The 12,606-nt window shown below is 72.5% G+C and carries 13 protein-coding genes; 5 read left to right on the top strand and 8 right to left on the bottom strand.

Features of this window, described 5'->3' with window-relative positions; translation table 11 throughout:
• Positions 1-58: 58 nt before the first annotated feature.
• Positions 59-1,555: an MDR family MFS transporter gene (locus tag ACFQ46_RS04590; protein WP_380257639.1), complete on the bottom strand. Its 1,497-nt coding sequence runs from the start codon at positions 1,553-1,555 to the stop codon at positions 59-61.
• Positions 1,556-1,636: 81 nt separating this feature from the next.
• On the opposite strand from ACFQ46_RS04590, the gene ACFQ46_RS04585 reads away from it, so the two are divergent.
• Positions 1,637-2,260, top strand: coding sequence for a TetR family transcriptional regulator (locus ACFQ46_RS04585; protein ID WP_380257637.1), 624 nt, complete (start codon positions 1,637-1,639; stop codon positions 2,258-2,260).
• Between the two features lie 67 nt (positions 2,261-2,327).
• Here the strand turns inward: ACFQ46_RS04585 and ACFQ46_RS04580 are convergent, their stop codons facing one another.
• Positions 2,328-3,056, bottom strand: coding sequence for an SDR family NAD(P)-dependent oxidoreductase (locus ACFQ46_RS04580; protein WP_380257635.1), 729 nt, complete (start codon positions 3,054-3,056; stop codon positions 2,328-2,330).
• Between the two features lie 93 nt (positions 3,057-3,149).
• On the opposite strand from ACFQ46_RS04580, the gene ACFQ46_RS04575 reads away from it, so the two are divergent.
• The 4 genes from ACFQ46_RS04575 to ACFQ46_RS04560 are packed head-to-tail and all read left to right on the top strand — an operon-like array spanning position 3,150 to position 5,938.
• The gene (locus ACFQ46_RS04575) at positions 3,150-4,100 is read left to right on the top strand and encodes an AraC family transcriptional regulator (protein WP_380257633.1); all 951 of its coding nucleotides are present in this window, start codon (positions 3,150-3,152) and stop codon (positions 4,098-4,100) included.
• 25 nt (positions 4,101-4,125) lie between these two features.
• Positions 4,126-4,635: an RNA polymerase sigma factor gene (locus ACFQ46_RS04570; RefSeq protein ID WP_380257631.1), complete on the top strand. Its 510-nt coding sequence runs from the start codon at positions 4,126-4,128 to the stop codon at positions 4,633-4,635.
• Positions 4,632-5,534: a hypothetical protein gene (locus ACFQ46_RS04565; protein ID WP_380257629.1), complete on the top strand. Its 903-nt coding sequence runs from the start codon at positions 4,632-4,634 to the stop codon at positions 5,532-5,534. Before ACFQ46_RS04570 ends, ACFQ46_RS04565 begins: the two co-directional genes overlap by 4 nt.
• Positions 5,531-5,938, top strand: coding sequence for a hypothetical protein (locus ACFQ46_RS04560; RefSeq protein WP_380257627.1), 408 nt, complete (start codon positions 5,531-5,533; stop codon positions 5,936-5,938). Before ACFQ46_RS04565 ends, ACFQ46_RS04560 begins: the two co-directional genes overlap by 4 nt.
• Here ACFQ46_RS04560 and ACFQ46_RS04555 read toward each other — a convergent pair.
• Genes ACFQ46_RS04555 through ACFQ46_RS04530 form a run of 6 tightly spaced genes read right to left on the bottom strand, consistent with a single transcriptional unit; the run spans position 5,925 to position 12,551 of the window.
• A complete protein-coding gene (locus ACFQ46_RS04555) occupies positions 5,925-7,598 on the bottom strand; it encodes a glycoside hydrolase domain-containing protein (RefSeq protein WP_380257625.1) in 1,674 nt (557 codons plus the stop codon). The two genes, ACFQ46_RS04560 and ACFQ46_RS04555, sit on opposite strands and share 14 nt — an antisense overlap.
• On the bottom strand, positions 7,595-8,521 hold the full coding sequence (locus ACFQ46_RS04550; RefSeq protein ID WP_380257623.1) for a TIM barrel protein: 927 nt from the start codon (positions 8,519-8,521) through the stop codon (positions 7,595-7,597). The genes ACFQ46_RS04555 and ACFQ46_RS04550 overlap by 4 nt, the downstream gene beginning before the upstream one ends.
• Complete coding sequence (locus ACFQ46_RS04545) at positions 8,518-9,591, bottom strand: Gfo/Idh/MocA family protein (protein WP_380257621.1); 1,074 nt, start codon at positions 9,589-9,591, stop codon at positions 8,518-8,520. The genes ACFQ46_RS04550 and ACFQ46_RS04545 overlap by 4 nt, the downstream gene beginning before the upstream one ends.
• A gap of 16 nt (positions 9,592-9,607) precedes the next feature.
• Positions 9,608-10,750, bottom strand: a complete 1,143-nt coding sequence (gene eis, locus ACFQ46_RS04540; protein ID WP_380257619.1) for an enhanced intracellular survival protein Eis — start codon at positions 10,748-10,750, stop codon at positions 9,608-9,610.
• Positions 10,750-11,640, bottom strand: coding sequence for a carbohydrate ABC transporter permease (locus tag ACFQ46_RS04535; RefSeq protein ID WP_380257617.1), 891 nt, complete (start codon positions 11,638-11,640; stop codon positions 10,750-10,752). Before ACFQ46_RS04535 ends, eis begins: the two co-directional genes overlap by 1 nt.
• A 5-nt stretch (positions 11,641-11,645) precedes the next feature.
• On the bottom strand, positions 11,646-12,551 hold the full coding sequence (locus tag ACFQ46_RS04530) for a carbohydrate ABC transporter permease (protein WP_380257615.1): 906 nt from the start codon (positions 12,549-12,551) through the stop codon (positions 11,646-11,648).
• Positions 12,552-12,606: the final 55 nt, after the last annotated feature.

The following is a 12,606-nucleotide window of genomic DNA, read 5'->3' as shown; positions in this document are numbered from 1 at the left end:
GAACGGCCGACCTCCCGAGGGGAGGTCGGCCGTTGGCGACGGGAACTGCGGTAGGGACTCAGTGCACCGGCACGCGGGGGCCGGGGACGACCGGCGGGCGCCGGATCAGCAGTGCCAGCACGAGCGCGACGAGGGAGATGATCCCGCCCCAGAGGAACGCCCCCCGGACGCCGTCGGCCGTGGCGTTCAGCACCGAGGAACCGTCCGCCAGGCTGGCGGCCGACCTCGTCGAGAGGACCGTGACGAACAACGCGGTCCCGGCGGCGCCGGCCAGCTGCTGGACGGTCCCGACGATCGCGCTGCCGTGGCCGTAGAGCTCCGCGCGCAGCGAACCCAGCGCCGAGGTGAACAGCGGCGTGAACATGAACGCCAGCCCGGCGCTCAGCACCGTGTGGACCACGACGACCATGCCCGCCGGGGTCCCCGGGTGCAGCGTCGTGAGCAGCCACAGGGCCCCGCTGACCAGGACCGCCCCCGGGATGACCAGCGGCCGCGGACCGAAGCGGTCGAACAACCGCCCGACGACGGTCGAGAGGACGGCCATCACGGCGCCACCGGGCAGCAGCAGCAGACCGGTCTCCAGCGATCCCAGCTGCAGGACGGACTGCAGGAAGATCGGCAGCACGATGAGGGTGCCGAACAGGGCCATGAAGCTCGTCGCGAGAACGACGGTCGAGACGGTGAACGACCGGTTCCCGAACACCCGCAGGTCCATCAGCGCGTTCGAGGTGCGCTGCAGGCGGAACTGCCGCGCGACGAACGTCGCCAGCGCGAGGACCCCGACCACGACCGGGATCCAGGGCGCGACCGGGACGTGGCCGGTGGCGGACTCCCCGATGCTGGCGAGGCCGTAGATGAGGCCACCGAACCCGATCGCGGACAGCACCAGCGACAGCACGTCGAGGCGGGCGTCGCGCGGAGCGGTGACGTTGCGGACCTTCCAGGCGCCGAGCCCGAGGGCGATCAACGCGATGGGCAGCACGATGATGAACATCCACCGCCAAGACAGCGCGGAGAGGATGACGCCGGAGATCGTCGGCCCGATGGCCGGGGCGACGGAGATGACGACCGAGACCATGCCCATCGTCTTGCCGCGGCTGGCCGCGGGCACGAGGGTCATCACCGTCGTCATGAGCAGCGGCATCATGACCGCCGTCCCGCTGGCCTGGACGATGCGGCCCAGCAGCAGCACCTCGAAACCGGGCGCGACCGCCGCGATCGCCGTGCCGAGGCTGAACAGGCTCATCGCGGCGATGAAGACCTGGCGCAACCGGAAGCGATCCATGATGAAGCCGGTGGCCGGGATGACCACGGCCATGGTCAGCATGAACCCGGTGGTGAGCCACTGACCGGTGGCGGCGGTGATGCCGAGGTCGGCCATGAGCCGCGGCAGCGCCACACCCATGATCGTCTCGTTGAGGATCACGACGAAGGCGGAGACCAGCAGCAGGGCGATGACGGTGGCGTCGCCCGGCGCGAGCCGGTCCTTCTCGGTGGGCGGGGCGGACGCGTCGGTCGCGACCCCGGGCAGGGTCACGTCCTCGTTCGTGGACATGGGTGGGGACTCCTCGTGGTGGTGACAGTCACAACCCTAATGGCAGTGTCTGCCAACTCGACAGTCGTTATCCTCATTCCCGTGACCGACCTGGGGACCGTCGTCCCGGACCTGCGCGAACGCCGTCGACTGGCCACCCAGGCGGAGATCGAGCACGTCGCCCTCGACCTCTTCGCCCGCAACGGCTCCGAGGGCACCACCGTCGACGACATCGCCGCCGCCGCGGGGGTCTCACCGCGCACCTTCTTCCGCTACTTCCCCACCAAGGAGGACGCGGCCCTCGGTGCCAACCGCGCCTTCGACGACGCCCTGGCCGAACGCCTCGAGGCCCGGATCGACGGGCAGTCCTCCCTCGCTGACTTCGAGCGGGCCATCGCCGCCGTCCTCGCCGAGATGGTCGCCGAGACCGGGTCCGTCGAGCGGATGCTGCGGGTGCGCTGCCTGGTGATGGAGGACGCCGGGCTGCGCGGTGCCCTGCTGCGCCTGGACGCCGAGCAGTCACGGGCCTTCTTCCGGCGGATCGCGGACGCGACCGGCTCGGCCACCGTGGACCTGCGGACCCGGATCATCTCCGAGACCCTCGGCGCCGGGCTGCGCGCCGCCCTGGACGACTGGGCCGCGCGGCGCGAGAACGGCGAGGACGCCGACCTGGTGGAGATCTACCGCGCGAGCTGCGCCGCGCTGCGGGAGATCACCGCCGCCTGACCCTCACCCGACCCGACCCGACCCGCGATCGGGCAGGGGGTCCCCGCAAGGTCACGGGCGGGAGAGGTCAGGCGGTGAGGCCGCTGAGGTCGAACGCCCGCGGCGGACCGGCGAGGAGATTCTTGGCCTGGACCCCGTACCGGTCGAGGATCTCGAGCTCTCCCGCCTCCAGGCCGTCGAGCGCGAGGTTCACCAGGTCGGCGGGTTCGTTCATCGCGCCGGCCGGCAGGTCCGGCGCGAACTCCGCTGCGAATGCCTTCATCGGCTCGGTGGCGGTCATCCCGGGGACCAGCGCCGAGACCTGGGTGCCCTGTCCGGCGAGTTCCACCCGGATCGCGTTGGTCAGGCCCCACTGCGCGGACTTCGCTGCGGCGTAGGCGGAGTTGCCGTCGACGGTGGCCCACGCGGCGACCGAGAGCACGTTGAGGATCGCGCCGCCCCCGTTGCGGGCGAGGACCGGCGCGAACGCGCGGACCACCGCGAGCGTGCCGTAGTAGTTCGAGTCCATGACCGCGCGGATGGCGTCCATGTCGCCGTCCACGAGGTTCCCACCGGCGGTGAACGCGGCGTTGTTGACGAGGACGTCGACGTCTCGGGCCGCTGCGGCGGCCGCGTCGACGGTGCTCTGGTCGAGGGTGTCGAGGCGCAGGACCTCGACGCCCGGGATGTCGACGAGCTCGGGGCGGCGGGCGGTGGCGTAGACCTTCGCGCCACGACGCAGCAGTTCGGTCGCGAAGGCGTGGCCGATGCCGCGGTTCGAGCCGGTGACGAGGGCGGTGCTGCCGTGGAGTTCCATGCTTCGACCGTAGGGGCGTCGGATGCGCCGATCGATGCCTGATCGCCTCGGATCCTTGCCCGTCTGCCTCATCCGGACGGCTACCCTTCCCGGGTGGACCCTCTCAGCGACGTGCTCTCGATCTCCGGCGTCCGCGGCACCCTCGGGGCGCGCGTCGAGGCCGGCGGGAACTGGGCGACGGCCTTCGCCGACGTCCCCGACGGCGCCGCCCTGCACGTCGTCACCGCCGGCACCGCGTGGCTGACCGCGCTGGGACGCGACCCCCTGGAACTGTCCACCGGTGACGTCGTCCTGGTCGGTGCCGGGATCCCGCACACCCTCGGCGACGCGCCGGGAACGCGGGGGACCCGGTGCGACCGCACGGCGACCGCCCGCGCCAGCCTGGCGGGCGAGGTCATCGCCCTGGGCTCGGGCCCGGTCACCACGCGGATCGTCTCCCTCGCCTACGTCTGCGACCGGACGGTCCTCACCCAGGTCCTCACCGGCCTCCCCGACGTCGTGCACGTCGCGGCCACGGCGGGGACCTGTCTGGACGACACCGTCCGCATGCTCGGCAACGAGCTGGCCACCCCGCAGGTCGCGACGACGGCCGTGCTCAACAGCCTGGTCGACATCGTGCTGGTCCAGTTGTTCCGGGCCTGGACGGCGGACCGGCCCGCCGCCTGCGCCGGGACCTGGCTCGCGATGGCGGGCGACCCGGTCGTCGGGCCGGCGGTGGAGGAGCTGCACGCCGACCCGGCCCGGGCGTGGACGACGTCGTCGCTGGCCGCGGCGATCTCCGTGTCCCGGGCGACGCTGGCCCGACGGTTCCCGGCGGTCATCGGCACGACTCCCGCCGCCTACCTGACGACGTGGCGGATGGACCTCGCCGCGGCCCGGCTGCGTCAGACGCTCGACCCGATCGAGGTCATCGCGCCCGCCGTCGGCTACCTCTCGGTGCCCGCGTTCACCCGGGCGTTCACCCGGGCCCACGGCCGGACCCCCGGGCGCTACCGCACGGAGTTCCGGGCGGGCGTGCAACCTCAGGAGCGGGCCGGCGCGTAGGTGCTGGTGAGGGGGTGGTGCTCGCGTGAGCTCCGACAGGACGTTCGACGTGTTCGCCGTCGACGCCATGCCCCGGTTGCGTCGGCTGGCCTACGCCTGGTGCCACGACTGGCACCACAGCGACGACGTCGTGCAGGACACGATGGAACGCGTCTACGCGGCCTGGCCACGGGTCCGACGCGACGGCGAGGAGTACGCCTACGCACGGACCACGTTGATCCACCGGTTGGTCTCGGAGAACCGTCGCGCGTGGCGCCGGCGCGAGTCCTCGGTCCCCGACGAGTCCCTCCCGGTTCCCGTGCTCGCGGACGAGACCGACGGCAGCGCGAGCCGGCTCGACGCCCTCGACCTGCTGGGACGTCTACCCGTCCGGCAACGCGCCGTCGCCGTCCTCCGGTTCCTGGAGGACCTGCCGGTCGCCGAGGTGGCCCACCTCCTCGAGTGCAGCGAGGGCACGGTGAAGAGCCAGGCGCACCACGCGCGGCGGTTCCTCGAACAGCACCTCGTCCCCCCGACGGATGGAGCCCGACGATGAGCAGCGACCCGTTGGTCACCAGTCTGCGCACCGCCCTGGAAACCCGTCCCGCCCCACCCAGCACGCTCGACCTGGCGACCGTCAAGCTCCGCGGTCGGCGGCGCCGGCAGCGCAGGCGTGTCCTCACCGTCACGGCCGGACTCGCCGTCGTCCTGGGGTTGGCCGTCCCGGCGGCGACCGTCGACGTCGACTGGCCGTGGACCCGCACCCGGGACAGCACCGCGATCGGCACCTCGGCGGCGGCCGCTCCCGGTCCCGACGAGATCGTGCGCAGGTTCCTGTCCGCCCAGCTGGTGGGAGACGGCGCCCGCGCCTACGACGACTACTGGGTGCCCGGGTACGGCGCCCGGATCGACGTCACGGCCGAGGAACTGCAGGCCACGAACATCGCCGTCGACGTCCCGGAACCCACGACCAGGCTCGACGGGTGGCAGGAGACGGTGACCGTCGGAGTCTCCTGGACCACCGGCACCGGCCCCTGGGCCGGGTCGTTCGTCGTCGTCCGCGACGACCGCGGCCGGTGGCGGATCGACTCGCTCAGCGGGAACTTCGCCGCGCCCGTCATCACCGTCGCCGCCGAGCCGGAGGAGGACCGGGACGCCTGGGGGCGCACGGGAGTCGTCGGCCTGGACGCCGGGTGCCTCGTGCTGGACGAGGCGTTGCTGGTCTGGCCGGCGGGTTCGACCTGGGACGTCACCGCGCAGCAGGTGGTGCTGGCCGACGGGACCCGGATCGGGGTCGGTGACCGGGTCGAGGTCTGGGGTCGGCCCCTGCAGGACGTCCGGCACGTGCTGGGGGCGGACGGGGCGGCTGCCGCGGCCCGCTGCGCGGGCGTCGACGTTCCCGCGGGTTCGGCGGCGGCTCCCGGCACCCGTCCCGTGCTCGAGGTCTCCCGGTGAGGAAGCTCCTCGCGGTGGTCGCGCTGGTGGGCTGCCTCACCGGCTGCTCGACGTCAGAAGGCCGCGCCTGCACCCTGATGGGCGGTTCCTCCGGGGTGGCCTTCGACCTGAACGGGCTGCCCCTCACCGACCCGACGTCGGTACGCGCGTGCGTCGGCGAGGTCTGCACCGAAGCGCAGGTCGGGGTGGGGAGCGGCTTCGTCGGCGTCGACGACGAGACGCTGACCAAGGAGGGGACGGTCGACGTCAGCCTCCGGGTCGCGGACGCCGTCGGTTCCGTCGTGTTCGACGCCACCGGCACGGCGACGTTGCACCGCGTCGACGTCAACGGGAACGGGTGCGGCCCGATCGTGTACCGGGCGGACGTGGTGGCCGGGACCGACGGCACCCTCACCGCCGGGTGACGCTGCCGCCGAGGGCGAGGCGGTCCACCTCCCGGCGGGAGGCGGTCCAGAACGCGGGACCCGGCCGGAGGTCGTCGAAGGCGATCGCCGTTCCGCCCCCGGCGATCCTGGCGGCCTCGCCCGCACCGACCCGTGCGCCCAGCAGTTGCAGGGCCCGGTGGTCATCGACCGCCTGCCGCAGCGCGCGGTGCCGCAACGACTCCACGGGGCGGCCGTCCGCTCCGGGGTAGACGACGAAGGCGTCGCCCGCGGGGAACGCCCCGCCGGAACTCGGATCCTGCCACGGGTCGACGGTCCGCGTCGACAACTGGCTGTTCCAGAAGTTGAAACCCCAGTGCAGGAAACCCGTCGCACCGGAGGCGAAGAGCTGCTGCCCGATGGCGCGGGTGCGCCAGCTCGGCTGGGCGATGAAGCGGTTCGAGACGCCCCGGTCCTGGGCGTTGCAGTGGTAGACCCAGAACTCGTCCCCGGCGGCCGCGAACGGCCCGACGGCGTCGGTCGCCACGACGGGGACGTCGACCGCGCCCGCGGTCAGGAACCGCCGGTCGCTGAGGGCGTCGACGACGCGGGCGCCGTCGAGCAGGTTCCCCACCACGGCCCGGGCCGCGGTGTAGTCCGGCAGGGAGTCCGCGCCGGGTTCGTCGCTCACGTGCCAGACCGTCCGCAGCTCCGGCCACCGGGTTCCCAGGTGCGCGCGCAGGCGCGGGACCAGCTGACCGAGGAACTCCCGGTAGCTCGGGTCGGTCGCGGGGACGTGCCAGCCGAAGACCTCCCGGGTTCCCGCGTCGGTCCCGGCGGTCACCGACGGGGTCGCCTTCGCACCCCACTGGGTGAACAGGTGCGGCATCTCCAGCGTCGTGAAACCCCGCCGGAGCGCCGTCGCCGCCCAGCGGTCGAGGTCCTCGAACCCGAAGGACCAGCTCCCGTCCCGGAGGGTGACTCGCACCAGTTGCGTCGACGTGCGCCGCCCGCCGGGGGCGGTGTCCAGCGGCGGCGTCCACAGCGGCGTGAGCAGCGTGTTCCCGCCCATCGCCCGCAGGGACACGAGGTGGTGGTCCAGGAGTTCCCAGTGCCGTTCCCCGAAGGGCACCACGGCGTAGCGGTCGACCAGGGCGTCGGCGTGCAGCCAGTGGGCGATCGTGATGTCGACGTCCGGCAGCACCGCGGCGTGGACCCGGAGCCCGACCTCGGCGGCGAACAGCTCGACGCCGTCCTCGGTCGAGACCACCACCCCGACCGTGCGTGGGCCGGCCCGTTCGGGGTCCTCGACGACGACGTCGACCCACCAGGCCGACCAGGTGTCGACGGCGGAGGCCACGGGTTCTCCGGGACCCAGCGGGTGCAAGGGGTCCGGGTAGAGCCCCGGGGTCGTGCGCAGGTAGTGCTCGTCCGCCCCCTCGTAGGCCGCGAGCAGCACCGGGACGAGACCGACCCGGTGCAGGGCCACCCGGGAACCCGGCCCGGCGTCGACCCGGAGGACGAGCCGCGGCAGGTCGCTGAGGTCCCGGGTGGACGGTGCCCGCCAGGCGACCTGGAACGACGCCGTCTCCCCCGCGTACACCGTCAGGGGTTCGGACGACAGGAGTTCCCGTGGTCTCTCGTCGGGGAACACCTTCGCGAGGGCGTCGACGAGCAGGAACTCGTGCGCCGCCCGGGTCACCGGTCGTCCTGCGACACCATCGCCGTCAGCGTGTCGAGGTTGTGCTGCTGGTCGTCGCAGAACTCCTCGAGCTGCGGCCCGCCGTGCGGGGCGACGTCCTGCTCCACCACGAGCCACCCCGCGTAGTTCCTGCGCTGCAGGGCCGTCACGACGCCGGGCAGGTCCACGTCGCCCTGCCCGAACACCACGTTCGCCTCCGACCACCACGACCGCAACGGGGCGGGCCCCGCGACGCGTGCCCGGCGCAGGGGCTCGAGGCGGACGTCCTTGAGGTGGACGTGGTCGACGCGGGAACCCCACGCCGTCACCGCCGCCACCGGGTCGGTGCCGGCCAGCAGGGCGTGACCGGTGTCGAGGACGACGGTGAGGTCCGTCGTCGCGAGCAGGCGCTCGACCTCCCACCCCGATTCCACGAAGGTCCCCAGGTGCGGGTGGAACGTCGTCGGCAGGCCGTGGTCGGCGCAGATCGCGGCGGCCTCGGCGAGGACGCGGACCGCTGCCGCCCAGGCGGTGTCGTCCAGTCCGGAGGACCGGTCGGCGGGGTTCCGCGGCGCGTCGAGACCGGGCGCGCCGTCGTCGGCGAGGACGATCGGCGCCGGGGGCGCGCCGGGGGCGGAACTCCGGTCCACCGTCGCCCGCAGGGTGGCGCAGGCGAGGTGGAAACCCTTCCGCGCCTCCTCGTTCCACCGTCCCGCGGCGAGTTCCAGGCCGACGTAGACGCCGGCCGGGACGAGCCCGTGCGCGGCGAAGAGGTCGGCGGTCCGGTCGGGGTCGCCGAGGTAGCCCGTCGGGCCGAGTTCACTCCCCCGGTACCCGGCCGCGGCCATGGCGGCCAGCAGGTCGTTCCCGTCCCCGTCGGCCGGGCCGACGTGCGGCCCCCAGACCCCGAAGCTCACCGGGGCACTGGCGATCCACGGGGTCACGGGAGGACCGCCAGGAGCTGCTGCATCGACCGCAGGTCGGCGAGCGCGCCCTCCACCCCCGCGTGGGGGTGCGGGGTTCCACCCCCGACAGCGTCGGCGAAGGATTCGAGCTGGCGCTGGAACGCCCCGTCGGCCGCCAGCACCGGGCGACGTTCACCGTGCGGGGAGACCACGGTGACGGTGGACGTCGCGTCGAGGCGGTACGGCGGCGCCACCCCAATCTCCACGTCGCCGGCGGAACCGGTGATGCGGACGGTCTCGCGGTAGTCCGGGCGGTCGGGGGTCCACGCCCAGTCCAGGACGAACCGGGCGCCGTTCTCCAACCTGCCGGTCGCGAACACCGTGGGCGGGGCACCGCCCTCCCAGGCCAGCAGGTCGGCGTGGTCGAACGTCGGCAGACCGAAACCCAGGGAGCGCAGCAGCGAGAACTCGTGGACCACGGAACCGCACAGCACCGAGCGGAACAACCGACGCACGGCGGGCGAGGCGTCCGCCCCGACGGAGACGTCCAGCGCACGGTTCTCGGCGACGTCGTCGGCCGCGATGAGTTCCGCGGCACCCGCGGGCAGCGGGCCGGGTGCGCTGAGTCGGAGGTGGTCCACCTGAGGGCCGTCGACGGGGTGGCGCACGCTGATCTGGACGAGGCGCACGTCCCCGATCTCCGGCAGGGCCTCCACCGCCGTCGTCACGGCGCGGTCGTGCACCTTCATGTACCCGACCTGCAGCACCAACCCCGTCGCCGCCGCGACCTCGGCGGCCTCCTCGGCCTCGTCGGCGGAGAGGGCGAAGGGTTTCTCGGCGAGCACGTGCTTCCCGGCGCGCAGCGCCGTCACCGCGTGCGCGGCGTGCCGCCCGGGGGTGGCGACGAGGACCGCGTCGACGTCGTCGGCCGCGAACAACCCGGCGGCGTCCAGCGCACGGGCTCCGTACCGGGCGGCGAGTTCCGCGCTGCGGTCCGGGTCGAGGTCGGCGAGCGCGACGAGTTCGTGCCCGGGCAGGCGGGCGATGAGCGGCAGGTGGACCGCCCGGGCGATGGTGCCGAGTCCGAGGACTCCCCAGCGCAGTGTCACGGGTCTCTCCAGCGGTTCAGAAGGGTCGGGCGAGGACGGCCGGCGGACCGGCGAACAGCGTGCGCAACGACTCCACGGCGGCCTCGTCCCCCTCGAGGAGACCTGCGTGGTGGGCGCTCAGCGGGTCGAGGTGGCCGGCGTAGACGGAGGCGAGGTCGGCGAGGCCGAGACGGACCCGGGGGCCCGCCTGCGCGCCCGCCGCCACCCGGGCGGAACTGTCGGCGACGTCGAGGCTCCAGACGTCGGAACCGACGTCCAGGGTCAGCCGGGTCCGCACCCCGCGCGGGTAGCCGCGACCCGCCAGCGCGGCGGGGACGTCGAGCAGACCCAGCATCCAGGTCGCGTCCTCGACGGGTTCGGTCTGGCGGGGCAGGTGGTTCTCCAGCAGGCTGCCCGCCGGGAGCAGGGCGTGGACCTGGCGGGCACTGGGTTCGTCGGCGACCAGGTCGCGCCAGAGGGCGAGTTCGGTGGCGGGGTCCGCGCCGACCAGGTCGAGCACGGTGACGGTGTAGTTCCCGCGTTCGGAGGCTCGCCGCCCGAGCGCGCACCAGCCGACCACCACGTCGTCGCGGACGGCGACGTACTGCACGGCGGACCCGGTGGACGCGTCGTGGTCGAGCACGCCGTTGGTGCGGGCCGCGTGCGCCGCCACGAGCGCGGCGACGGCCGGAACGTCGTCGGACGTCGCCCGGCGGTAGACCGGTGTGTCGGCCGGGCGGGGCAGGGTGCGCAGTTCGTGGGTGTCGATGGCGTAGACCGACCGGCGACCGGCGATCCCGCAGCCGGCCTTCCGGTAGAACTCGTGGGTGGAGGGGATGAGCGCGACCAGCGACGCCCCCGCCGCCTGGGCCGCGTCGAAGGTGTCGGTCAGCAGGGCGCGACCGACACCCCGGCCCCGTGCGGTGAGGTCCACCGCGACCCCGCCCAGGGCGACGGCGGGAACCCGGCGCCCTCCCCACCACTGCCCGCAGAGCCGGGCCGTCGAGGTGGCGAGCAACCGGCCGTCGGCCGGGTCCTCGGCGACGCGACGGAGCACCTCCGAGGTTCCCGCCACCTCGGGCCCGGGTCGGGGTGGGTCGGCGGAGAACGCCGCGCCCGCCAGGGCCTCGGCCTCGTCCCGGTCCTCGGGCCGGGCGGCCCGCAGGACGGCTGCCGCCATCAGCGCACCGCACCCTTGACGGAGTCGGCGACGAACTGCTTGGAGAAGGCGAGGAACACGACGACGAGCGGGATGATCGCCAGCACCGCCCCGGCCATGACGACCGCGTAGTCCGTGCTGCGGGTCGCGTTGAGCTGCGACAGCGCCACCTGCAGCGTCAGCATGTCCGGGTTGATGAGGACGATGAGCGGCCACACGTAGTCGTTCCACGCCTGGACGAACGTGTAGATGCCGAGGAAGGCCAGGCCCGGTCGGATGACCGGCAGGACCACGAAGAGGTACTGGCGGAAGAACCCGCACCCGTCCACGACGGCGGCGTCCAGGATCTCGTCCGGGATCGAGGTCGAGATGTACTGGCGCATCCAGAAGATGCCGAAGGCGTTGGCCGCGGCCGGGATGATGAGCGCCTGCAGCGTGCCCACCCAGCCCAGTTGGATCATGGTGATGAACTGCGGAACGGTCGACAGCTGGGCCGGGACCATGAAGAACGCGAGCATGAGCCCGAAGAGGAACTTCTTCGCCGGGAAGTCGTACTTGGCGAAGGCGAAGGCCGCGAGGGAGTCGAAGAAGAGCACGAGCAGCGTGACCGAGACGGCGACGATGGCGGTGTTGGCCATCGACCCGAAGAAGTTGATGCTCGTCAGCACCGAGCCGATGTTCTCCAGCAGGTGCGTGCCGGGGACCACCTTGGGCGGAGTGGCGTAGTAGTCGGCGTTCGTGTTCGTGGCCATGACCACGGTCCAGTAGAACGGGAAGAGCAGCAGCAGCGTGGCGAGGACCAGTGGCAGGTGCGCCCACTTGCCGGCGCTGCGGACGCCCTTGTTCTTCGGGACCGTGGTGCGGCGGGACGGGCTCTTCCGGTCCAGCGTCGCCGTGTCGTGAGCAGCCATCTCCGTCACTTCTCCGCACGGGCGGTGATCCGCCAGTTGATGAGGGCGAACACGGCGACGACGGCGAACACCGCGTAGGCGATGGCTGCGCCGTAGCCGTAGTTGTTGTTGTTGAAGGCCTGTTGGTAGAAGTACAGGACCATCGTGAGACCGGCCTGACCAGGTCCGCCGCTGTTGGGGTTGATCGAGGCGTTGGACCCGAAGAGGACCTGGGGTTCGGCGAAGGTCTGCATCCCGCCGATCGTCGAGACGACGACGGTGAAGATGATGACCGGCCGCAGCAGCGGGACGGTGATGGACCAGAAGGTGCGCAGCACCCCGGCGCCGTCGAGCTTGGCCGCCTCGTACACCTCACCCGAGATGGCCTGCAGACCGGCGTAGTAGATGATCGCGTTGTACCCGACCCACTGCCAGGTCATGATGACGGCCAGGACGATCTTGATCGTCCAGTACCCGTTGAGCCACTCGACCGCCGGCAGACCGATCGCGCCGAGCACCTGGTTCACGACGCCGACCTGGTTGTCGAAGATCGCCTTGAAGAAGATCACGACCGCGACGATGGAGGTGACGCTCGGCAGGAAGAGGACGACCTGGTAGAGGGTCTTGAACCGCTTGACCGAGTTCAGCATCGACGCCAGCCCGAGCGCCATGAAGAGCATGGGTACCGTGGCCATGATCCAGATGATGATCGTGTTGACGACGGCCTTGCGGAACGTCGCGTCCGCCAGCAGGAACCGGAACTGGTCGAACCCGGCGAACGTGACCGGGTTGATCCCGTCCCACCGGTGGAAGGCCAGCCACGCCGAGAACGCCAGGGGGAACAGACCGAACGCCGTGAAGAGCAGGAAGAACGGACTGACGGCCACGTACTGCGGCCAGAACCGCAGGGGGTTCCTCTTGGCGCCGGTCACGGCCGGCTTCTGACCCGGGGGTCGCGACCGACTGCGCCGGAAGCCTCGGTCGAGG

This window comes from Kineococcus sp. GCM10028916, assembly GCF_042674865.1.
GTDB lineage: Bacteria > Actinomycetota > Actinomycetes > Actinomycetales > Kineococcaceae > Kineococcus.
The sequence above is the reverse complement of the archived record's forward strand: the minus strand, read 5'-3'. Positions and strand labels throughout refer to the sequence as shown.